Source organism: Ruegeria sp. SAZD011 (genome assembly GCF_059612545.1).
Genome location: NZ_JBXWQU010000022.1, coordinates 215,087 through 237,269 on the forward strand (window position 1 = coordinate 215,087; position 22,183 = coordinate 237,269).

The 22,183-nt window shown below is 63.6% G+C and carries 24 protein-coding genes and 1 tRNA gene; 24 read left to right on the top strand and 1 reads right to left on the bottom strand.

Annotated elements, in window-relative coordinates; genetic code table 11:
- Positions 1 to 82: 82 nt before the first annotated feature.
- From AC2FLM_RS09720 to AC2FLM_RS09760, 9 genes are all read left to right on the top strand, one after another.
- A complete protein-coding gene (locus tag AC2FLM_RS09720) occupies positions 83 to 937 on the top strand; it encodes an ABC transporter permease (RefSeq protein ID WP_496858056.1) in 855 nt (284 codons plus the stop codon).
- Positions 934 to 1,722: an ABC transporter permease gene (locus AC2FLM_RS09725; protein ID WP_234142861.1), complete on the top strand. Its 789-nt coding sequence runs from the start codon at positions 934 to 936 to the stop codon at positions 1,720 to 1,722. The genes AC2FLM_RS09720 and AC2FLM_RS09725 overlap by 4 nt, the downstream gene beginning before the upstream one ends.
- Positions 1,719 to 2,816: an ABC transporter ATP-binding protein gene (locus AC2FLM_RS09730; protein WP_496857533.1), complete on the top strand. Its 1,098-nt coding sequence runs from the start codon at positions 1,719 to 1,721 to the stop codon at positions 2,814 to 2,816. The genes AC2FLM_RS09725 and AC2FLM_RS09730 overlap by 4 nt, the downstream gene beginning before the upstream one ends.
- 18 nt (positions 2,817 to 2,834) lie before the next feature.
- Positions 2,835 to 3,896 carry an ABC transporter substrate-binding protein gene (locus tag AC2FLM_RS09735; RefSeq protein ID WP_496857535.1) on the top strand — a complete coding sequence of 354 codons (1,062 nt, stop codon included), beginning with the start codon at positions 2,835 to 2,837 and terminating at the stop codon, positions 3,894 to 3,896.
- 63 nt (positions 3,897 to 3,959) lie between these two features.
- The gene (locus AC2FLM_RS09740; protein WP_496857537.1) at positions 3,960 to 6,023 is read left to right on the top strand and encodes an FAD-dependent oxidoreductase; all 2,064 of its coding nucleotides are present in this window, start codon (positions 3,960 to 3,962) and stop codon (positions 6,021 to 6,023) included.
- A gap of 1 nt (position 6,024) precedes the next feature.
- Positions 6,025 to 7,257 (top strand): aromatic ring-hydroxylating dioxygenase subunit alpha, encoded by a 1,233-nt coding sequence (locus tag AC2FLM_RS09745; protein ID WP_234139030.1) that lies wholly within the window; start codon positions 6,025 to 6,027, stop codon positions 7,255 to 7,257.
- A complete protein-coding gene (locus tag AC2FLM_RS09750) occupies positions 7,250 to 8,821 on the top strand; it encodes a trimethylamine methyltransferase family protein (protein ID WP_496857540.1) in 1,572 nt (523 codons plus the stop codon). The genes AC2FLM_RS09745 and AC2FLM_RS09750 overlap by 8 nt, the downstream gene beginning before the upstream one ends.
- Positions 8,814 to 10,160: an aminotransferase gene (locus tag AC2FLM_RS09755; RefSeq protein WP_496857542.1), complete on the top strand. Its 1,347-nt coding sequence runs from the start codon at positions 8,814 to 8,816 to the stop codon at positions 10,158 to 10,160. Before AC2FLM_RS09750 ends, AC2FLM_RS09755 begins: the two co-directional genes overlap by 8 nt.
- Before the next feature lie 460 nt (positions 10,161 to 10,620).
- Positions 10,621 to 11,022, top strand: coding sequence for a helix-turn-helix domain-containing protein (locus tag AC2FLM_RS09760; protein WP_496857544.1), 402 nt, complete (start codon positions 10,621 to 10,623; stop codon positions 11,020 to 11,022).
- A 3-nt stretch (positions 11,023 to 11,025) separates the two neighbouring features.
- Here AC2FLM_RS09760 and AC2FLM_RS09765 read toward each other — a convergent pair whose 3' ends face one another.
- A complete protein-coding gene (locus AC2FLM_RS09765; protein ID WP_496857546.1) occupies positions 11,026 to 11,421 on the bottom strand; it encodes a hypothetical protein in 396 nt (131 codons plus the stop codon).
- 502 nt (positions 11,422 to 11,923) lie between these two features.
- Here AC2FLM_RS09765 and AC2FLM_RS09770 point away from each other — a divergent pair.
- The 15 genes from AC2FLM_RS09770 (at position 11,924) to gpJ (ending at position 22,180) form a co-directional block, all read left to right on the top strand.
- Entirely contained in the window at positions 11,924 to 12,352 is a 429-nt protein-coding gene (locus AC2FLM_RS09770) for a hypothetical protein (protein WP_496857548.1), read from the top strand.
- Positions 12,349 to 14,481: an N-acetylmuramoyl-L-alanine amidase gene (locus AC2FLM_RS09775; protein WP_496857550.1), complete on the top strand. Its 2,133-nt coding sequence runs from the start codon at positions 12,349 to 12,351 to the stop codon at positions 14,479 to 14,481. Before AC2FLM_RS09770 ends, AC2FLM_RS09775 begins: the two co-directional genes overlap by 4 nt.
- A 12-nt stretch (positions 14,482 to 14,493) precedes the next feature.
- Complete coding sequence (locus tag AC2FLM_RS09780) at positions 14,494 to 14,700, top strand: hypothetical protein (RefSeq protein ID WP_496857552.1); 207 nt, start codon at positions 14,494 to 14,496, stop codon at positions 14,698 to 14,700.
- Positions 14,700 to 14,990: a hypothetical protein gene (locus AC2FLM_RS09785; RefSeq protein WP_496857554.1), complete on the top strand. Its 291-nt coding sequence runs from the start codon at positions 14,700 to 14,702 to the stop codon at positions 14,988 to 14,990. Before AC2FLM_RS09780 ends, AC2FLM_RS09785 begins: the two co-directional genes overlap by 1 nt.
- A gap of 17 nt (positions 14,991 to 15,007) precedes the next feature.
- Complete coding sequence (locus AC2FLM_RS09790) at positions 15,008 to 15,259, top strand: hemolysin XhlA family protein (RefSeq protein ID WP_496857556.1); 252 nt, start codon at positions 15,008 to 15,010, stop codon at positions 15,257 to 15,259.
- Complete coding sequence (locus AC2FLM_RS09795; RefSeq protein ID WP_496857558.1) at positions 15,243 to 15,680, top strand: hypothetical protein; 438 nt, start codon at positions 15,243 to 15,245, stop codon at positions 15,678 to 15,680. Before AC2FLM_RS09790 ends, AC2FLM_RS09795 begins: the two co-directional genes overlap by 17 nt.
- A gap of 15 nt (positions 15,681 to 15,695) precedes the next feature.
- Positions 15,696 to 15,770 (top strand) — tRNA-Met (locus tag AC2FLM_RS09800).
- Positions 15,771 to 15,790: 20 nt separating this feature from the next.
- Positions 15,791 to 16,255: a hypothetical protein gene (locus tag AC2FLM_RS09805; RefSeq protein ID WP_496857560.1), complete on the top strand. Its 465-nt coding sequence runs from the start codon at positions 15,791 to 15,793 to the stop codon at positions 16,253 to 16,255.
- Positions 16,256 to 16,330: 75 nt separating this feature from the next.
- Positions 16,331 to 16,639, top strand: coding sequence for a Gp49 family protein (locus AC2FLM_RS09810; RefSeq protein WP_496857562.1), 309 nt, complete (start codon positions 16,331 to 16,333; stop codon positions 16,637 to 16,639).
- Entirely contained in the window at positions 16,636 to 17,058 is a 423-nt protein-coding gene (locus AC2FLM_RS09815) for a gp436 family protein (RefSeq protein ID WP_496857564.1), read from the top strand. The genes AC2FLM_RS09810 and AC2FLM_RS09815 overlap by 4 nt, the downstream gene beginning before the upstream one ends.
- Positions 17,058 to 17,489: a phage tail terminator protein gene (locus AC2FLM_RS09820; protein WP_496857566.1), complete on the top strand. Its 432-nt coding sequence runs from the start codon at positions 17,058 to 17,060 to the stop codon at positions 17,487 to 17,489. The genes AC2FLM_RS09815 and AC2FLM_RS09820 overlap by 1 nt, the downstream gene beginning before the upstream one ends.
- On the top strand, positions 17,486 to 17,629 hold the full coding sequence (locus tag AC2FLM_RS09825; RefSeq protein ID WP_496857568.1) for a hypothetical protein: 144 nt from the start codon (positions 17,486 to 17,488) through the stop codon (positions 17,627 to 17,629). Before AC2FLM_RS09820 ends, AC2FLM_RS09825 begins: the two co-directional genes overlap by 4 nt.
- Before the next feature lie 2 nt (positions 17,630 to 17,631).
- Positions 17,632 to 18,558 carry a phage tail tube protein gene (locus AC2FLM_RS09830; RefSeq protein ID WP_496857570.1) on the top strand — a complete coding sequence of 309 codons (927 nt, stop codon included), beginning with the start codon at positions 17,632 to 17,634 and terminating at the stop codon, positions 18,556 to 18,558.
- Between the two features lies 1 nt (position 18,559).
- A complete protein-coding gene (locus AC2FLM_RS09835) occupies positions 18,560 to 18,937 on the top strand; it encodes a hypothetical protein (protein WP_496857572.1) in 378 nt (125 codons plus the stop codon).
- Between the two features lie 162 nt (positions 18,938 to 19,099).
- Positions 19,100 to 22,180: a TipJ family phage tail tip protein gene (gene gpJ / locus AC2FLM_RS09840; RefSeq protein WP_496857574.1), complete on the top strand. Its 3,081-nt coding sequence runs from the start codon at positions 19,100 to 19,102 to the stop codon at positions 22,178 to 22,180.
- Positions 22,181 to 22,183: the final 3 nt, after the last annotated feature.

A 22,183-nucleotide genomic window follows, 5' to 3' on the forward strand; every position in this document is an offset into this window, starting at 1 on the left:
ACACGAAAGGCCATTCTGGAGCAACATTTAATGGACGATCGTCCATTTGTGGCTAGAAAAACTCGGCAAGGGAGGCACGGTGATCTTTCGCAGCGAAACGTCCCGCGGATACGCCCTGAGCGCGCCAGCCACGCTTTACGTGGGCTTTCTGGTGGCCGCGCCGCTGGTGATCCTGATCGCCTATTCGTTCTGGACCCAGACCTATGTGACGCTCGACCGGACCCCGACGCTCCAGAACTATCGCGACGCGCTGGCCGATCCGCTGGTGCGCCACCTGATGCTGCGTTCGATCTGGATCGCAGGGGCGGTCACGGTCGTGACCGTGGCACTGGCCTATCCCATCGCCTATTTCATCGCGATGAAGGCGCGCAAGAAGACCATCTGGCTTCTACTCATCACCATTCCGTTCTGGTCCAGCTACCTTCTCCGCGTCTTTGCGTGGAAGCTGATCCTGGGTTTCAACGGGGTGATGAACTCGGCGCTGCTGGGCCTTGGTCTGATCGACGAACCGCTGGGCTTTCTGCTCTATAACGAATTTGCGGTGGTGCTGACGCTGGCGCATGCCTGGGCGCCTTTTGCGATCCTGCCGATCTATGTCAGCCTGCAAAAGATCGACCCCAGCCTGCTGGAGGCCGCCACCGATCTGGGCAACAGCCCGACGCAACGCTTCTTTCGGGTGACACTGCCCCTGACCCTGCCGGGTATCATTGCCGCCTGCCTGATCATCTTCATCCCGACCGTGGGCGACTATGTCACCCCGGCGCTGGTGGGCGGATCGGATGGCAAGATGATCGCCAACCTCATTCAGGTGCAGTTCGGCGCGGCCAACAACTGGCCGCTGGGTGCGACGCTGTCGCTGATTGCGATGCTGTCGGTGGGCTTTGTCGCCATCGTCTTTGTCATCGCCGGCACATCACTGGGGAGGCGGATCAGATGAGACGCCCTTCGACCCTGACCGCATATGCCTTCTTGTATCTGGGCTTTCTCTATCTGCCGGTCCTGTTCCTGCCCCTGTTCTCGTTCAACAGCGGCACCATCGTCGCCTTTCCGATCAAGGGCTGGACGCTGGACTGGTACCGGCAACTGGGCGAACAGGATACTCTGATCCAGGCACTGTGGAATTCGCTCGGCGTCGGATTCGTCGTTGCGATCCTGTCCACCGCCATGGGCCTGTTCGCGGCGCGGGCCTTTGTCCGGTACCGGTTCCGGGGGCAACACGCTGCCGAGGGGCTGGTGATGCTGCCACTGGTCATACCGGGGATCATCGTGGCCTCGTCGATGCTGGTGCTGTTCCTGTTTCTCGGCCTCAAACCCTCGCTGTTCACCGTGACGCTGGGCCATACCTTCCTGGCGCTGCCCTTTGCGGTTTCGATCCTGAAATCCGCCTTTGACGATTTCGATGCCTCGCTGGAAGAAGCCTCGTATGACCTGGGTGTCGGCGTGTTCGAAACCTTCCGGCGGGTGACATTGCCAGTCGTCGCCCCGGGCATCGTGGCCAGCATGCTGGTCACCTTCACGGTCAGCTTCGATGAATTCGTGCTCGCGTTCTTTCTCTCCGGCAACCAACCCACTCTGCCGGTCTATATCTGGAGCCAGATCCGCTTTCCCGCCAAGCTGCCCAACGTGCTGGCGCTGGGCTCCATCCTCTTGCTCACCTCGGTCCTGCTGCTGGTGCTGGCCGAGTATTTCCGCCGACGCTCTTCCGCCCGCGAGGTCAGATGACACAGAGAAACATCATAGAGCTCCGGGATGTCGAGAAACGCTATGGCAACTTCGTGGCCGCCGAAAGCATCAATCTGGACCTCAGGCAGGGCGAATTCTTCTCGCTGCTCGGTCCGTCGGGATGCGGCAAGACCACGGTCTTGCGGATGATCGCAGGGTTTCAGGAGCCGACTGCGGGCAGCGTGACGATCGATGGCCAGAACATGGCGGGGGTACCGGCGAACAACCGGCCGACCAACATGGTCTTTCAAAGCTACGCGATCTTCCCGCATCTCAATGTCGGCAACAACGTCGCCTATGGGCTGCGCGGTCGCGTGCCCCGCGCCGAGATCGACCAGCGCGTGACCGAGGCGCTGGAGATGGTCCAGCTTGGCGGCCTTCAGAACCGCGGCGCCAGCGAGCTGTCGGGCGGACAGCGGCAACGGGTGGCGCTGGCGCGCGCCCTGATCATGCGGCCAAAGGTGCTGCTGCTGGACGAACCGCTTTCGGCGCTGGACAAGAAGCTGCGCGAACAGATGCAGTTCGAGATGCGCAACCTGCAACAATCGCTGGGCATCACCTTTGTCATGGTCACCCATGACCAGTACGAGGCGATGACCATGTCCGACCGGATCGGTGTCATGTTCAACGGGCGGCTCAAGCAGGTCGACACGCCGGCCACGCTCTATGCGCGCCCCTGTGACCGGCAGGTCGCCAGTTTCATCGGCGAGATGAATATCATCGCCGCCGACCTGCTTGACGAGACCGACGATACGCTTTCGATCGACGCCGCCGCGTTTGGCCGGATGCAAATCGACCGAAATCCGAACGTTCCAAGCCACGCCAGGCGGATGATCGTCGGCATCCGTCCCGAACAGCTCGAGATCAAGGCGGAGAGGCCCTCGGATTACCCAACCGCCGTGCAGGGCAAGGTCAGCAATGTCGCCTTTTACGGCGAAAACATCCATTACCACGTTCAGGTTGCAGGTCTCGAAACGCCGATCGCGGTTTCGGTCCCCAACTATTTCCACACGGTCGATTTCAGTCGCGGCGACACGGTCTGGCTGGGGCTGTTGCCCGCCAGCGTGATCGACCTCGGCAAGGCCACCGAATAACGCCAAAGGGAGGATAACATGAAACTTCAGGGAATTGCGGCCTTCGCAAGCGCGATGGCGATCAGCACGGCAAGTGCCGGCGCGGGCGGCGCCGATCTGACCGTGTTCGACTGGTCGGGATACGAGGACCCCGGCTTCTTTGCCAGCTACATGGCGAAATACGGGGACGAAGCGCCCAGCTATTCCTATTTCGGCAGTCAGGAAGAGGCCTTTACCAAGCTGATGTCGGGCTTTACCGCCGATCTCGCCCATCCCTGCTCGGACGCGGTACGCAAATGGGTGGCGGCCGACCTGATCAAGCCGCTGGATGAAAGCAAGCTGACCAACTGGGCCGATATGCTGCCCGAGATCAAGGAGGTCGACGGCATCGTTCTGGATGGCAAGCTCTACATGCTGCCCTTCGAATGGGGCAATACCGGCCTGATCTATCGCACCGACAAGATCGCTGCCGACGCGGTCTCGCTTCAACTGCTGGCCGATCCCGCCTATGCGGGCAAGATCGCCATTCCCGATGCGGCCTCGTCGGCCTATGCGCTGGCCTCGCTGGCCACCGGCAACGGCGCCGATTACACCAATCTGAGCGACGAACAGTTCAAGGAAGCGTCGGATTTCCTGCGCGCGATTCATCCCAACATGCGGTTCTACTGGTCGGATGCGGGCCAGCTGGACCAGGCGATGACCAGCGGCGAGATCGAAATGGGCTGGGCCTGGAACCAGTCCGAGCTGAACCTGATCTGGAACGAAGTGCCCGCCGCGATGATGCGGGACGTCGACAAGGGTATCGCCACCTGGGTCTGTGGCTATGTGCATCTGAAATCCTCGACCACGCCGGACGAACAGGTCTATGACCTGCTCAACGCGCTCACCGATCCTGTCAGCGGTCAGTACATCATCGACAACTGGGGGTATCCGCATTCCAACGCCAAGGCGTTCGAGATGGCCGATCAGGCCAACATCGAGGCCTACGGGTTCTCCGATCCTAAAAGCTTCTTCGAAGGCAGCCTGTTCTTTGACGCGGTGACGCCGGAACTCGAGGCCAAAATGCTGGCCGAGTTCGAGCGGATCAAGGCCGGCTTCTAATTCACTCATTTCGCCGGGGGCGCCTCTGCGCCCCTGGCCCCGACGGATAGGAACACGCGCGACATGTCCGACGCGAACCCATACGCTTTGCTTTTTGAACCGGTTAAGATCGGCCCGGTAACAGCCCGCAACCGGTTCTTTCAGGTACCGCATTGCACCGGGCTGGGTCATCTGCGTCCGCGCGCCGACGCCGGTGTGCGAGGGATAAAGGCCGCTGGCGGCTGGGCGGTGGTTTCGAACCAGGAAACCGAGATTCATCCCACCTCGGATCTTTCGCCCTTTCCCGAGGGGCGGCTTTGGGATGACCGTGACATTCCAGCTTTGCGGCTGATGACGGACGCCGTGCATGAACACGGGGCGCTGGCCGCGATCCAGCTGGTGCATAACGGCAACCATGCCGTCAACCACCTGAGCCGCGCGCCGATCCTGGCCCCCTCCGAGATGAGCGCCGATCTGGCGATGCCGAAACACGCCCGCGCCATGGACAAGACCGATATCCGCGAGCTGCGCCGCTGGCACCGGGACGCGGCCTTGCGTGCCAAACAGGCCGGTGCCGACATCATCTATGTCTATGCCGGACATTCCATGTCGATCGCCCAGCATTTCATGCTGCCGCATATGAACACCCGCAGCGACGAATATGGCGGGTCGCTGGAAAACCGCGTGCGGCTTGCCCGCGAGTTGCTGGAGGACACGCGCGAGGCGGTGGGCGACACCTGCGCCGTGGCCTTCCGTTTCGCCATTGACGAGATGCAGGGACCCGACGGCATGCAGGCCGCCGAAGAGGGCCGCGCCGTGGTCGAGTTGCTGGCCGATCTGCCCGACCTGTGGGACGTCAATGTCTCGGGCTGGGACAATGACAGCATCACCACCCGGTTTCAGCCGCAGGACGGATACCAGAACGACGCCCTTGCCTTTGTCAAGCAGGTGACCGGCAAGCCCGTCGTGGGCGTGGGCCGGCTGACCTCGCCCGACCTTATGGTGTCGATGGTCAGAAAGGGGATCGTGGACCTGATCGGCGCGGCGCGGCCCTCGATCGCCGACCCGTTCCTGCCGACCAAGATCCGCGAAGGCCGCATCGACGAGATCCGCGAATGCATTGGCTGCAATATCTGCGTCGCCTCGGACAATCTGGGCATTCCGATCCGCTGCACCCAGAACCCGACCATGGGCGAGGAATGGCGCCGCGGCTGGCACCCCGAGGTCATCACCTCGAAGGGCAAGCAGAACGAGGTTCTGGTGATCGGCGGTGGCCCGGCCGGGCTGGAATGCGCCATGCAGATGGCCCGGCGCGGCTATGAGGTGACACTGGCCGAGGCATCGTCCGAATTCGGCGGGCGCGTGGCCCGTGAAAGCCGCCTGCCGGGGCTGTCGGCCTGGGGCCGGGTGATGGACTACCGCCTGAACGACCTGAACCGGCGCGCCAATGTGCGTATGTTCACCAACAGCGCGCTGGATGCGGCGCAGGTCGCCGAACTGGGCATCGGCAACGTGTTTGTGGCGACCGGCGCCCATTGGCGCCGCGACGGCATCGGCCGCAACACCCAACGCCACGCGCCAGATATCGCAGCGGGCGCAACCATCCTGACACCCGACGACATCCTGTCGGGCCAGATGCCCCCTGTGGGCCCGGTCCTGGTCTATGATGACGACAATGTCTATCTGGCGGGCGTGATTGCCGAGAAGCTGGCCTTGGCCGGTCTGGAGGTGATCTTTGCCACGCCCGAGAGCCTGGTTTCCAGCTTCACCGTGAACACTCTGGAACAGCATCGCATTCAGGCCCGGCTGATCGACCTGGGCGTGGACATCCGCTGCAACCAGACGCTTGCGGCGCTTGGCACAGGCAATGCCACCCTGGCCTGCGCCTTTACCGGGCGACAGCTACCGGTGGTCTGCGAGTCTGCGGTGCTGGTGACCGAGCGCATCCGCGAGACCACCCTGCACGCCAGCCTGAAGCCGCTGAACCTGACCACGCTCGAGCTGATCGGGGATGCCGCGCAGCCGGGCCTGATCGTCGATGCGGTGTTCTCCGGCCATCGCGCCGCCCGTGATTTCGAACGCCCGAGACAGGATGCCGACAAGGATTGGTTCCGCCGTGAAATCATCGACCTGCGAGAGGAGTCGTGACATGACCGGACGCCCCCCCGAACTCGACGCGCTGATTGCCGAATACCACCCCGGACTGGCCATGCCGCGCGGGTTTTACACCTCGCAAGCGATCTATGATCACGATATCGCGCGGGTCTGGAACCGGAACTGGCTCTGGGCCGGGCACGAAAGCCAGATCCCCGAGGCTGGGGATTATGTCTTGCTCGATTACGGGTCGGAATCGATCATCATCGTGCGCGACCGCGACGGCGGGGTGCGCGCACATCTGAATATCTGCCGGCATCGCGGCTCGCGCATCTGTACAGAGGCTGAGGGAACGGCGCGCGTCTTTGCCTGCCCCTATCATGCGTGGACCTTTGAGTTGACAGGCGAGTTGCGCGCGGGCCGGGCTATGGGGCCGGATTTCGACCCCTCGCGCTGGGGGCTGTTCCCGGTCCGGGTGACGCTGTTCCAGGGACTGATCTTTGTCTGCTGCGACGCGGACACACCGGCACTGGAGCCGACGCTGGCGCAACTGGCCCCGCTGACCGCGCCCTATGGGCTGGACCGTCTGAAGGTGGCGCACAAGGCCAGCTATCCGGTGCCCGCCAACTGGAAGCTGGCGGTCGAGAACTATCTGGAATGCTATCATTGCGGCCCGGCACATCAGGAGTATTCTCGCTCGCACAGCCTGAAATCGCCCAAGGAAATGGCCGAGCTCGTGGGTCCCCTGGCTGCACGCGCGGCGGCGGCGGGGCTGTCCTCCGAGATGCTGGACCTGACCGGGGCGGCCGCTCCGACGCCGTTCACCGGCGCCTATCTGCGCCGCTATCCGCTCTATCCCGGCTACGATACCGGCAGTCGCGATGGCGCGCCCCTGGCACCGCTTCTGGGTGACCTCAAAGGGTATGACGGCGGTGCCACCGACATGGGGATCGGGCCACTCAACTGGTTCCTGGTCTATTCCGATCACCTGGTCGGCTACCGGTTCCTGCCCCGCGACGTGCAGCAGACCGACATCGAGGTGGTCTGGATGGTCCATGCCGACGCTGAAGAAGGGCGCGACTATGACCGCGAAGCGCTCACCTGGCTCTGGCATGTCACTTCTCAGGATGACGAGCGCATCATCCGGCACAATCAGGCCGGCGTGAACTCGGCCTATTTCCAGCCCGGCCCGTTGAGCGAAATGGAAGGCTGGGTGGGCGATTTCTACAACTTCTATCTACGCATGATCGGGCCGGACCCCGAATTCAGGAAGGCAGCAAATGGTTGAGACACCCACAAAACCCCGTCGGCGGGGTGGCGGCGGACGTGCCGCGCGGATCGCGGTGCAGCAGGCGACCACCGGTAACGAGGCGGTTCATGGCGGGATGCAGGGCGGACGGTACAAACCGCTCAGCCAGCGCGACATGGAAAACATTCACGCTGCCGCGCTGACCGTGCTGGAACGCACCGGCGTGTCCGATCACTTTCCCGAATTGCTGGATCTTGTCCTGCCCAAGGGCGCGGTGCTGAACGAACATGGCCGCCTGTGCTTTCCCCGCGCGTTGATGGAGGACCTGCTCTCTGTCGCGGCAAAGGAGTTTTATGTTTTTGCCCGAGGTGAGCGTGAGGGCAAGGATGACATGCACTGCAGCGCCGAAAGCGTCTATTTCGCCAATTCGGGCACGGCGGTCACCACCTTCGACTACGAAACGAGGTCCTATCGCCCCTCGACCCTGCGCGACGTCTACGATTTCACCCGGCTGGTGGATCAACTGGAAAACATCCACATGCTGGGCGATACGGTTCTGGCCACCGATGTGACGGACGATTTCGCCCATGACATGAACACCGTCTACGCGATGCTGGCGGGCAGCCAGAAACCCGCCTGCCTGACCTTTCGCGACCGCAGCCACATCCCGCACGCGATCCGCATGTTCGACCTGGCCTCGGGCGGCGAAGGCAGTTTCATGAAAAAGCCCAGCGTGATCTTTGGCGGCTGCCCGATGGTTTCGCCCCTGCGGATCGGGCGCGAGAACATGGAGCTTCTGATCGACACCGCCAAACTGGGCCTGACCGTCGATCTGGCGGTGCCGCCGCAGGCCGGGGCCACCGCCCCCGCCACGCTGGCCGGGACGCTGGTGCAGACCGTGGCCGAGACCCTCGCTTGCGTGGCAATCGTCAACCTGATCACCCCCGGCTGCCCGGTCTGCTTTGCCGCCTGGCCCTTTATCACCGATCTGCGCAGCGGCTCGTTCACCGGGGGCAGCGGCGAACAGGCGCTGATCGGGGCCGCCGCGGTACAGATGGGCAATTTCTATGGCCTGCCCACTTCCGTGGGCGCAGGCATGACCGACGCCAAGGTGCCCGATGCGCAATACGGGTTGGAAAAGGCGCTGACCTTTTCGCTTGCCGCCCATGCGGGTGCCAACCGGCTGTGCGAGTTCGGCGGCATGATCGGCAGCCTGATGGGATGCAGTTTCGAAAGCATGGTCATCGACGACGAGGCCGGCGGCATGATCCTGCGAACCCTGCGCGGGATAGAGGTTTCGGACGAAACCATGGCCGTGGATGTGATCCACAAATGCGCCATCGACCCTGGCCATTTCCTGGGCAATCCGCACACGCTGTCCTATATGAACAGCGAGTTCGTCTATCCGCAACTGATGGACCGTGAACGCACCGACACGTGGGAAAACGAGGGCAAGACCGACTTGCTGGAACGGGCACGGGAAAAGGCCACACGGATCCTGGACAGCCACTTTCCCAACTATTTCGGGGCAGCCGACGCCCAGGTGCGCGCTGAGTTCCCGATTGTCATGACGCGCGCGGAAATGGCGGTGCGCCATGGATAACACCAAGGCCAGGGAATGGGACAACGATCACTTTCTGCATCCATGGGAAGGGATGGAAACGCTTGGCCGCAACGACCGGACCCTTGTCGAAGGCGCAAGCGGCATTCATGTCGTCAACGACCGGGGCGACCGGCTGATCGACGGTCCCGGTGGCATGTGGTGCACACAGATCGGATACGGGCGCACGGAAATGGCCGAGGCGATGGCGGAGCAGGCGCGGCAGCTGGCCTATTTCTCGCCTTTCAGCAACACCAATTCGACTGCGGCCCGGTTCGCCCGCGAGATTGCCAGACGCGCCCCCGGTGATCTCAACCATGTCTTTTTCACCACCGGTGGCTCGACTGCGGTCGATACCGCGCTCCGCTTCATCCAGTTCCGGAACAATCTGCTGGGGCGTCCCGAGAAGAAGATCATCATTTCGCGTCAGAAAGCCTATCATGGCAGCACCTACCTGGCCGCAAGCGTCAGCGGAAAGGAGCGCGACCGCCTATGGCTGGACAAGGCGGACGACCTGACCCATTTCCTGCCCAACGTGAACCCGCTCTATCGTCGCGAAGATCAGTCGATCGAAGCGTTTCTGGAGGAAAAGGTCGCCGATCTCGACACCGCCATCCAGACGCTGGGTCCCGACAGGGTGGCCGCGTTTATCGCCGAACCGATCCTTGCCTCCGGTGGTGTCATCGTCCCGCCCGAAGGCTATCACAGGCGCTGTCTCGAGGTCTGCCGCCGCCACGATGTCCTGTATATATCGGACGAAGTCGTCACCGCGTTCGGACGGCTGGGTCACTGGTTCGCCTCGAAGGATGTATTCGACATCGAACCGGATATCATCACCTGTGCAAAAGGTCTGACTTCGGGATACTCGCCAATGGGGGCGGCCATCGTATCGGACCGGTTGATCGCCGATGTGACCGGAATGGAGGCGACCTTTTCCAACGGCTATACCTATTCCGGTCACCCGGTCAGCGCGGCGGCGGGTCTCAAGAGTATGGAGATCATCGAACGCGAAGGTATCCTTGATCATGTGCGGCGGATGACACCTGTCTTTCAGGGGCGGTTGCAGGACCTGGCAGAGATCGACATCGTCGCCGACACCCGCGGGATGGGGCTGATGGGCTGCGTACAATGCTCCGAGGCCGGTGCCGCACTGGGCGAATTGCAGCGCGATTACCAGCTTGGTGCGAGTATCGATGCCGAATGCCAGAAACGCGGGCTGATCTTGCGCCCCATCGTCAACATGTGCGTTTTTTCGCCACCTCTGATCATCTCCGAAGCGGAAATCCATCAAATGTTCGATATTCTGCGGGAGGGGCTCCTGGCCGCAAGATCCTCCACCTGACCAGTTGCAAGGCCAGGCTGGCCAGATGGCCGACAGGGTTTAGCCCCGGTCCGGACGGGAGTGGGGTCGATAGCCGCAAGGGCGGTCCGGGATCGCCGGGGAGAAGCAGCTGCGTCGGTTCGGTGCCTACGCCAGGCATTTGCGCGCGTTCGTCGAAAGTCACCTCAGCGAAGCAGACGGTGTCGTCCTGTCGCAAGGATCTTGAGCGAAGCTATCGAAGCTTCCGAGCTGACCCAGCGTGAAATCGCCGATCGAGTTGGCTTCAATCACCCGAACATCATTTCAATGTTGAAGTCGGGCGAAACAAGGGTTCCGTTGGATCGCGTTCGCTACCCGGGTGGAAAATCCAGTATGTACGGCCTGATGACTGCCATTCTGCGCGAAAACAGCTTGGAGAGACGGCCATATGTAGAACCCTACGCTGGGGGTTGTGGTTTGGCGTTGTCCTGTCGCAAGGATCTTGAGCGAAGCTATCGAAGCTTCCGAGCTGACCCAGCGTGAAATCGCCGATCGAGTTGGCTTCAATCACCCGAACATCATTTCAATGTTGAAGTCGGGCGAAACAAGGGTTCCGTTGGATCGCGTTCCCGCCCTATCCGCTGCGCTGGGTCTGGACCAGCAGGAATTTCTGCTTAAAGCAATCAAGGAATATCACCCGAATGTGCACGAAGTCCTTGTCGACGTTCTCGGCCTACCGCTCTCCGATGCGGAAATAGCCATGCTCGGGATCTATCGTAGGGCGGCTTTGCGCGGAGAAATTGAAGTCACCGGACCCTTTGGGAGAGCCTTCGAAAGTCTTCTGGAAATGGCGGTTCCCACTGCGAGCACACCGCTTAGAGATTGTGATGGGGGCCCAACATAAACGTCACCTCCTTGCCAGCCTGGACAGGTCAAGCATGCCCTCCAAAGCTTTCCTGAAAGGTTCTTCGATCGAGATCTGGCCGCGGATATTGGCGATGCGGAACATGGCTATCACGCCAAACTCCGCATCCTCCATATGAATGCCCAATGTCTCTACCAGGACCTCGAAGACACCGGGATGATATTCCTGGATCGCAAGCACCAGAAACTGTCGTTCATCCATCTGCAGTGTGCGGGCAAGATCGGGGATTCGATCGAGGGGAACCTGCATATCGCCTTGTGCGATCTCGAGGAGGGTGGCAGGCAGTCGAAATCCGCATCTACCCGCAATTTCGGTGAGTCCGAGATCGGATCTATCAATGGCTCGGGCAAGCATTTTGGTTGTCGGGCTCAATGACATGTGGCTACTCCCTTTGCATCATGTGACATGTCAGCACGTGCTAGACAGAGCGCAGACATCCATAGTGCTGCTCGCCTATTGCCGCCCCTCCAAGGTTCCGTGCGGTTTCAGGCTTCGGGCGGCGGGAACGCTATATGTTCGGAGCGCGACTTACTAGGACTTCGGAGATCCATAATTGCGGTTATTCAGGCGCGAACCCAGCCTTTCCCGATCCGGATTGCCCCCGTTGCGCTTTGCGGATCGACAGATACGTCGATGTCACTTGTTTGAAAGCGACCGCTCTAATCGCGCTTTCAAAGCCGCCGTTTTCCACTTGGAAAAGACGGAATTGGGACGGAGCAATCAGGGTATCACCGCTGACGGGGAATGGTTGGAGGATGCGATCACAATTAACAGACATCCGCCGGAAGTCCCTGCCGAACATCGCCGAGACCTTTTCCACTTTGCAAAAGAAAACGGGGGCGACACGCGGAGCGAAGAGGCGAAAACCAGAACGCAAACTTTGCGTTCTGGTCTGGAACCTCAGGAAATCTTCGGATTTGCCCGTGCCAATGCCGAAAAAATCGGCCTGTCCAAGCGCAGCATCGAGCTTGCGGTCCAGATCTGGATGCGTCTTTGCCCGATGGCACGCGACCGCCTGGTCGGCACCCCGCTGGCGCGCAAACAGACCGAGCTGAAAGCGCTCTCCGATCTCAGCAGCCGCCGCCAGGCCCAGGTGCTGGACCTGATCCTGGGCGAGGAGGATGTGACCAATGTCGCGGGGGCCTTGCAGGCGCTTGAGGGCGGCGTTGTGCCCGACCCGGTCGAGAAACAGTTGGCCCAGCTTCGCAAGCAGGTGGGCACGCTGCCCGACCCGGTGTTCGACCGGCTGATCCTCGAGAACGAAGAGCGGGTCATGGCCGCGCTCAAGCGGCAGGGGAGGCTGGAATGACGGGCGCTTCCGGCCGAGAGTTTCTGAGCGCGCGGGAGCTGGCCGAACTCGCCAAATCGCGCGGCATTTCAACCTTTCCGCATACCGAGCGCAGGGTTCGTGACTATGCGATCCGGGAAGGCTGGAACGATCTGCCGGACACCCTCTGCCGGAAACGCCCCGGGCGCGGCGGTGGGCTTGAGTATCACTTCACCCTGTTGCCGGGCAGCCTGCGCGATGCCTTGGACGGCCAGATCGTCCGGTCAGCGGCGATTTCGCGGCATACAGCCCAGGCGTTGGCGGACAAGGCCCGGATCGACGCCCTGCGCAGCCATGCCCTACCCGCGCGGGCGCGGGCCGTGATGGAGGCGCGCGCCGAGATCCTGACGTCGATCGAAGGCTACGCGATCGCCAACAACCAGACCCGCGCCTGGGGCATCGCGCGGCTTCTGGACGCCCAAGAGGAATGGGCAGACCGTCAGGAAATCGAAGCGCGGCGCGATGGCGGCGCATTCCTGACGGATCGGGAGGCTGAAAGCCTTGCCCGTCCGCTGGTCCTAACGGCGCCCGCCGGGTTCCAGCTGGACCCCGCCCGGCTTCAACTGGCCAATGACCGCAAGACGGCCGTCGCGATCAAGCGCAGCACGCTTTACGCCTGGTTCAAGACGCGCTCGGAGGACGGGGTGATCGCGCTCGCCCCGACGCCGCCCAAAACGCAGGCGCCCATTCATCCGGGCTTTGCCGATTTCCTGAAATTTTACGCGATCGGCTCGAAGCCCTCGGCCTCGGACGCATTGGGGGAGTATCTCAAGACCAACCCGCCCCACGAGAAGCGCCTGACCCTGTCCCAGGTGCAATACATCCTGCGCAACAGGCTCAACAATATCGAAAAGCATGTGGGCCGCGAGGGGCTCCTGACCCTGCGCTCACGCATGGCTTACGTGACGCGTACGACCGAGGGCATGTGGCCCACCACGATCTACTCGGCCGACGGCAAGACATTCGACGCCGAGATCGCGGATCCGGTGACCGGGCGCGCGATCCGGCCCGAGATCACCACGGTGATCGATGTCGTGACCCGCAAGATCGTCAGCATATCGTTGGCGCGCTCGGAGAACCAGATCACGGTGGCCGAGGCGCTGCGGCGGTCCTGCATGGACAATGGCATATGCGCGATCTTCTACGTTGACCGTGGCCCTGGCTATCGTAACCAGGCGATGGATGCCGATGTCAGCGGTCTGATGGGGCGGCTCGGGATCACCAAGATGCATGCGGCGCCCTATGGCTCACAGGCCAAAGGCCGGATCGAACGCCCCAACGCCACGGTCTGGAACGTGCTGGCCAAGCGTCTGCCCACCTATATCGGCCCCGACATGGACATGGAGGCGGGGCAGAAGGTCCACAAGCTTACCCGCCGCGACCTGAAGGAGTTCGGGCAGTCCAGGTTGCTGCCTGACTGGCAGGATTTTGTCGGCATGTGTGACGCCATGGTGGCCGAGTACAATGATCGCCCCCATCGCGGCCTTCCCAAGTTCCTTGACCCTGAAACCGGCAAGAAACGTCATATGACGCCGAACGAGTGTTGGGCTGCTCATGTGGCCGAAGGGTTCGAGCCGGTTACGATTGACCGTGACGAGGCTGACGACCTGTTCCGGCCTTACGAAATCCGCACGGTGCGCCGCGCCGAGGTGGAGATATTCACCAACACCTATTTCCACCGCGAACTCGAACGCTATCACGAAGAGACCCGGCCCAGCTGGATGCAGGAGGCGGGCTTTGCAGCGCAGCGCGAGGAAATCCGCCGCTGGCATGTTGAGGACCGGCACCCGCCTTGGCGGGACATTGGCTATCACTGGCTGATCGGCCGGTCTGGCCTGGTGCTGCCCGGCCGCGCCGAAACCGCGATCGGGGCCGGTGTAGCGGGTCACAATGCGGGCGTCATCCATATCTGCCTGATCGGCGGGCACGGCGCCGGCGCGAACGACCGGTTTTCCGATCATTTCACGCCGATGCAGGACCGGGCCTTGCGCCGCCTGATCGGGGAGATTTCCGGCCGCACGCCGATCGAACGCATCTCGGGCCACAACCAATACGCCGCCAAAGGGTGTCCGGGCTTCTCGGTGCCTGCCTGGCTCAAGGCCAAGTCCTGAACGGAGAGAACCATGAACGGTACGAAATCCCTTTTTCTGTCGAAAACCGTCTGGGGCGGTATCGCGGCCGTGGTCGGTGGCGGGGTCGCCATCGGCAACGTGGTGGTGACCGGCGCCGATGTGATGGAGATCCACCAACTGCTGACCGGGATCGTGAGCGCGGTGGGCGGCCTGGTTGCCATCTACGGCCGCAAAGTGGCCGACCGGAAGATCGGCTGATGGTCCGTCTTTTCGCCACCCTGTTTGCCATCTTGGTTTTCGCGAGCGGGGCAAACGCGCAGAACTGTGCGCCCAGGGAGCGGGCGGTTGCGTTCCTGGCGGAGCGTTACTCCGAGACGCCCCGCATGCTCGGCCTCGATCCGCGCGGTGCGATCATCGAGCTTTTCGCGTCAGACGAAACCGGCACCTGGACCTTGCTGGTAACGAACGCCAACCTGGTGAGCTGCGTAATTGCAACCGGCGACGGCTTTGCTCTCGTGGCTGCTCCGCCTCCAGGGTCGGACATGTGAACGGCTAGAGGACAGTGATGACCGATATGTCAGGCCACCATGCCGCTGAAATCGTCCGGGCGCACCAGCGCCTGGATGCGCATTCGCACCGCCTCCACCAGCTCGAGCTCTCGGAGGCCTCGAATTCGGAATGGCGTAAGCTGACGACCGAGAAGCTCGATGACATCAAGTCGGGTGTCACCTGGATCAACCGGCTGCTTTGGGGCGGCCTGATCGCTGCCGTTCTGGCGTTCATTGTCGCAGGAGGGCTGAGTGGCACCGCGCAGTAACGAAGAGCTGCGCCGCAAGGCGCGGTCGGACTATGTGTTTCGCCGCTTCACCGCAGCGACCATCAAGTACACCTCGAAGGAAAGCATCACCACCGAGATGCTGGCCGCGTTCTTCGACGTCAAACGGGTGATCGTCGGCAAGGCCGTCTACCTGCCCGAAACGGCGGACGATACCGTGCTTGCCACCGATGTCTGGGGCGATGACGCGGTGCTGGCCTATGTGCCCGAGGCCGGGAACAACTACCAGGTTCCCGCCTATGGCTACACCTACGAGCTGAACGGCTATCCGCAGGTCGAGGTGCCCTATGCCGAACGGTCCAACGACAGCTGGGTCTATCCGACCAAGGCCGAGCGCCGGACCTACCTGACCGGCGCCGAGGGCGGGTTCCTGTTCCAGAACGCAGGCGGCGCGGCAGCCTAAGGCCGCCCACCTTTTTGCGGGGTGGAGAAGCAGTATCTCGCCTGGCTCATAACCAGGAGGTCGCAGGTGCAAATCCTGCCCCCGCAACCACCAACCCGAAGGGAAAGACCATGGAAAAGACCGAAGTGCGACTGACGGGACCGGCCAAGGTGGGCGGGGTCTGGAAAAAACCCGGCGATGTGGTTTCGCTCGACGACACGGAACTGGCCCAGGTGCGGGACATCGGTCTCCTGTCGGACACGGGTTTGATCGCCACATCCGATCCGGTCGAGCTCATCACCTCTGATGGCACGCTGACGGGCTCAGTCGAGGCCGAGCGAGACGCCGCGCTGGCCCGTGCCATCGAGGCCGAGGCGCAACGCGACCTGCTGCAGGGCCGCGTGAGCGAACTGCAGGACCAGCTCGCCGCCATCCAGGCCGCGCAGCCGCAGCCGGTCACGACACCGGCAGAGGCCAAGCCCCCGACCCACTCCGAGCCATCCCCCGACCCGGAGGAGACGGGAGACACCCCCGCCGCGCCCGCGCCTGAGAAGGCCGCAAAGCCCGGCCGGTCGCGCGGCGGCAAGAAGAGCTAGGCAGCAGCTCTTCCCCGTCCGGGGCGGCCATGTGCCGGCCCGGGCAAACCCGATCAAGACGTTAGGATCGTTGTGATGAAATCCTCTCTTCAAACCGGTGACGAACTGGCAGCCTCGGTTCAGAAGACTGCCGACCGTGTGACGCTCGCGGACCTGAAAGCCAAAGTGGCCTCGGAGGAGTACATCAGCTCCCGATCCGCGCCGCACCTGACGATCTGCGTACTGCTTCTGCGAAATGGCTGGTCGCTGGTTGGCAAGTCAGCTCCGGCTGACCCTCAGAACTTCGACGCGGAAGCGGGCCGAAAGTTCGCCTACGACGATGCACTGCGTCAGCTTTGGCCGCTTGAGGGGTATGTTCTGCGCGAGAGGCTCGCGAAAGAATGAGCTACGCCACCCTCACAGACCTGATCGAACGTTCGGGCGAAACCGAGATCCTGCAGATCGCCGACCACGACCGCGATGGCACCGCCGATCCGGATGTGATCGCGGCGGCCCTGGCGGACGCAACCAGCACGATCGACGGTTACGTTGGCTCCCGCTATTCCCTGCCCCTGCCATCGGTGCCCGACCTGGTCCTGACCTGGACCGTGTCGATCGCCCGCTACACCCTGCACCGCCACGGTGCACCGGAACACGTGGAGCAGGATTACAAGGATGCAATCGCGGCCCTGAAGGACGTGGCGCGCGGCCTGATGGTCCTGCCGATCCCGGCAGGCGAGGAACAGGCGGCACCGTCTTCCGGCACCGTGCTCGCCGAGCATCCCGACCAGGTGTTCACGCCCGCCCGCCTGAGGGGTTGGTGATGCTGGCCGCGATCCTGAACCACCTAAAGACCGGACTGCCCACATGGGCGGGCGTGGAGATCGCCGAGGATATCGACGCGCTGGTTTCCCGCGCCGGCCAGGTCGAGAGCAGCTCGGCCATCCTGATGCCCTGGCGCGAACGCGGCGGTCCGCAGCAATTGGCGACCGGTGGCCACCGCCAACGTGTCGAGGTCCAGTTCGCCGTGGGCATTGTCTTGCGCGACTATTCCGGGCCGATGGGACAAGAGCGCGCGCTCCGCTTCGACGAACTCAAGGGGGATCTGGAAACCCTGCTCGCCGGCTGGACGCCGCCCGGCGCGACCGACCCCTGCGAGCTTGTCGGCGGCGAAAGCAGCCCGATCACCAAGGGTGTCAGCATTTACGTCACCACCTGGGCCACCGCCCGATTTCTGACAGGAGACCTGACATGACCGAACGCCCCTCATCCGGTGGGCGCCACTGGCGCGATCCGAAGACCGGCAAGCTCAGCGCGACCCCGCCCGAGCCCAGGTCCGAACCCGAGGACCAACCGGCTGAAAAGCCGAAACCGAAACCCGCTGAGAGGAAATGACCATGCCGAAGCGGTACTGGAACAAACTGGCGATCCTGCACAAGATCGAAGCGACCTATGCGGTCTCGGCTGCCCCCGTCGCGGGCGACGCGCTGATCGGCAAGAACGTCTCTTACACCCCGCTCGAGGCCGAGGAGGTCGAGCGCGACCTGATGCTGCCGTATTTCGGGCATCAGGGGATCATTCTGACCGGAGAATACGGACGTCTCGAGTTCGAGGTCGAGATGGCGGGCGCGGGTGCGGCGGGCGATGTCCCCAAATACGGCTCCATGCTCCGGATCGCGGGCCTGGCCGAAACCGTCACCGCCGGTGTCCAGGTCGAATACGAGATCATTGAAACAGGGCTCGAAAGCGGCACGCTCTACTTCATGATGGGCGGGGTCCGTCATGTCCTGCTCGGCGGGCGGGCGAATGTGTCCCTCCAGATCACTCCGAAAAACATCCCCGTATTCAGGTTCTCCTACATGGGGCTGTTGGGGACGATCACGGACGCGGCCCTGCCGGCGGTCAGCCGGGCGGGCTGGACCGATCCGCTTGTCGTGTCGAAAGCCAACACGGTGATGACGCTGCACGGCTGGACGGCCGTGGCGGAAAGCCTGTCGATCGATCTCGGCAACACGGTCACGCCGCGTTTCCTGATCGGCGACGAGAGCATGGAGATTACCGGGCGCAAATCGACCGGGACGGCGGTTGTCGAGGCCCGGCTCATGGCCGAGATCGACTGGTTCGCCCGTGCCCACGCCCGGACCCGTGGCGCGCTCTCGCTGGTTCACGGCACGCAGGCCGGCAACATCGTCGAAATCTCCGGCCCTGCCGTCGAGATCGGAAAACCGGCCCAGGGCCAGACCGACGGGATCGCCAATTACAGCCTGCCGCTCGTCTTCTGTCCGACCGCCGGTCTCGACGAGCTCAAGATCACGGTGAAGTAACATGACCCATTTCGTGCTTGCAGACAGCTATACCTATTGGTGGCCGGTGACCGTCGAGATCCCGGATCCCGACAATGCCGGGGCGCTTTTGAAATTCGAGTTCGACATTCAGTTTGAACCCGAAGACCAGGACGAGCTGCTTACAGCCACCGAGACCTCCGTCAAGGCACGCAGCGCCCGAGAAATCGTCGAACAGGAACAAAGCCGCCTGCTCGACGTTGTACGGGGCTGGCGCAAGGTAGTGGGGATGACGGGTGATCCCGTTCCCTACAACGAAGCGAACTTCCGCAAGGCGATGCGACACAGCTGGTTCCGCAAGGGCGTCTACCAGGCCTATTCCGCAAGCCTCAACGGGGAAGCGGTTCGGTCGGGAAACTGAAGGCGGCGGCCCGCGCCTGGGCCTTAGCGCGGGTCGGCCGCTCCGACGACCGCACACCGGTCAAACCCGATGACCAGGTGATCGCCGACTTTGAGGAACTGGGCGTCACCATCGACGCCGAAGACGTGGCCCGCGACACAGGAGAGTTCAGCGTGTATCCGCATGCTGCCCGGCAAGGACGCGCTGCGCTCGGTCCTGATGGTAGTGGTGCAGGTCGCCGCCCTGGCGCTGGCCGGCCCTCTGGCCGCGGCATTGGGGATCGCGGGCAGCCTTGGTACCTCCCTGGTGGGCGCCGGCTTGACGGTTGTCGGTGCCCTGCTGGTGAACGCGCTGGTGCCGATGCCCGAGGCGGATGCGGAAAAGAACCGCCAGAGCTACCGGATCACCGGCTGGGCCAACGAGGTGCGCCCGGACGAACCGGTGCCCGTCATCCATGGCCGTCACCGGACCGCGCCGCCCTTTGCCGCCACCTCCTATACCGAGATCGTCGGCGACCAGCAGTTTGTCCACGCGCTCTTTTGCGTCGGCATGGGGCCGATAAAGATCAGCGATATCCGCCTCGGCGAGACCTCGATCGACGACTATGACGAGGTCGAGATGGAAATCCGCGAGGGCCGGCCGGATGACGATCCGATCACCCTCTACCCCCGCCAGGTGCTGGAAGAGGCCGAGGGGATCGAGCTGGTGCGGCCCCAGCCCCTCGACGATGCCGGCGAGGTCATCCCCGGCCCCGCGACCGAAACCCCGGTGGTGCGCCAGACGGCCGCCGATACCCAGCAGGTCAACCTGATCCTGGCGTTTCCGCGTGGCCTCTTTGCCGTCGATGACAAGGGGCGCCAGGCCAGCCGGCAGGTCTCGGTCCGCATTCGTCAACGCCTGGCGGGCGATCCCGTCTGGCAGGTTGTCGCCACCCTCGACATCATGGCCTCGAGCCGCGACCCGATCTACCGGCAACACGCATGGCAACTGCCCACGCGGGGCAAGTGGGACATCGAGGTCACCCGAATGACCGATGACAGTTCCTCGGCCAATGTATCCGACCTGGTGCAGCTGGCGGCGATCCAGTCGATCCGGCCTGAATACCCGATCAACATGGACAAGCCGCTGGCCCTGATCGCCCTGCGCATCCGTGCCACGCATCAGCTGAGCGGCGCGCTCGACAATCTCAACTGCATGGCGCAGCGATATGCCCGGCGCTGGGACGGTGCCGCCTGGACCGAGGGCCTGCCGCGCAATCCCGCCGCCGCCTATGTCGCGGAGCTTCAGGGCACCTCCAACCCCTTTCCCGCCACCGACGCCGAGATCGACTGGGAGGAGCTGCTCGACTGGTACCAGTGGTGCGAACAGAAGGGGCTCAGCTATGACCGCGTCGTGGAGACGGGCCTGTCGCTGGGCGATCTTCTGCGCGAGATTTGCGGCGCCGGCCGGGCGACGCCGCGCCATGACGGGCTGCGCTGGTCGATGACCATAGATCGCCCTGGCGCCCCGGTGATCGATCATATCAGCCCGCGCAACAGTGCGCAGTTCAGCTGGCAGCGCACCTATTTCGAGCCGCCGCATGGGTTCCGGGTCACGTTTTTCGACGAGACGAACGATTTCAAACAGGCCGAACGCATCGTGCCCTGGCCCGGCCATGACGGGCCGATCACGCTGACCGAGGAAATCCGCCTGCCCGGCAAGACCTCGCCCCGGGAAATCTGGATCGAAGCCCGCCGGCGGATGTACGAGCTGATCTATCGCGCCGACAGCTTCACCGCCACGCAAAGCGGCATCGCCCGGCTGATCACGCGCGGTGACCAGGTGATGGGCTCCTTCGACGTGCTCGATCGCAGCCAGATCGCGGCGCGGGTCCTGTCGGTCACCGAGCGGATGATCGAGCTTGACGAACCGGTCCCCGCAGGTGCCGATGGCATCCGGTTCCGCCTGTTTGCAGACGAGGAGGACCTGGTCGGCAGCTCGATTGTCCAGCCGATCCGCATCGAGGAACCCGAGACCCGCGTCCTGACGGTACCGGGCGACGGGCCGGTGCCCGGGCCGGGCGACCTGGTGCATCTCGGCCCGCTCAGCTCGGTCAGCCTGGCGCTGCGCGTCAAGGGGGTCGAAGCCGCTCAGAACACGGCCTCGATCCTGCACATGGTTGCCGCCGCCCCGGAGATCGATGAGCTGACCGACGCCGAGGTTCCTGACGACTGGATCGGCCGCGTCGGCACGCCGATCGTGACCGGCGCCCTGGTACCCGATGCCCCGCGCATCGTCTCGATCACCTCGCGCGCCGTCTATAGCGGCGGCGAGGAACCGGGCCAGGAGCCCGAACCGGCCGAGACCACCGTCGAGGTGATGCTGCGACCGGGACAATCCCCCATCGCGCTCCAGGGCTACCGCGTCGAGCACCGCGCCCCGCCGGAGAGCGCCTGGACCTCGACCGCCTTCACCTCGGCCGAAGGCGGCGGACGCATTGCGGGATATCTCACCGGGACCGCAATCGAGTTGCGCGCGGTTGCCGTGGCCGTCGATGGCACCGAAAGCGCCACCACCGCGACCCTGCCTCTGATTGTCGGCGGCGGCGCCAACCAGCTGCCGCCCGCCCTCGATCCCGCCTCGGTGATGGTAACCGGCGGGCCGGGCCACGCGGTGATCACGCTGGCGATGCCCGCCGCGCCCGCATCGGAGGTTCAGCTGTTCCGGGTGCCCTATGGCGCGGTCCTGGATCGCGTGGCCCATGCCCTGCCGCAGCCGGTCACCGGTGCTGTCGGGTCATCGGTGAGCTATGTCGATGGCGATGCCACCCGGCAGAACCTGCTTTCGGGGTTCGACGGCACCGGCTGGGTGCCGGGGCCGGGCTGGTCGCTATCGGGCGGTGTCGCCCAGCATGCGCCCGGCAGCGCCGGTGATCTGAGCCAGGCCCTGAGCCTCGAGGCGGGGGCGACCTATCGGCTGAGCCTCGATCTGGCCACCGTCGCGGCCGGCGCACTCACGCCGAAGCTTATCGCCCCCGCGCCGCTGCTGGGGGATGCGGTCGCCGAGCCCGGTCTCACCCATCAGGAGTTCGTCGCACCCGCCGGCGCCACCGGGCTGGCCCTCGATGCGCCCGCCGCCTTCGACGGCAGCCTCTCCCGCGCCGTTCTCTACCGCGCCTCGGCCGCCGCCGTGAGCCAGGGCCGCTACGCCTATTACGCCGAAACCCGAACCGACGAAGGGCTGCCGGGACCGCTGGCCGGCCCCTTCGCCGTCACAATTCTCTGAGCA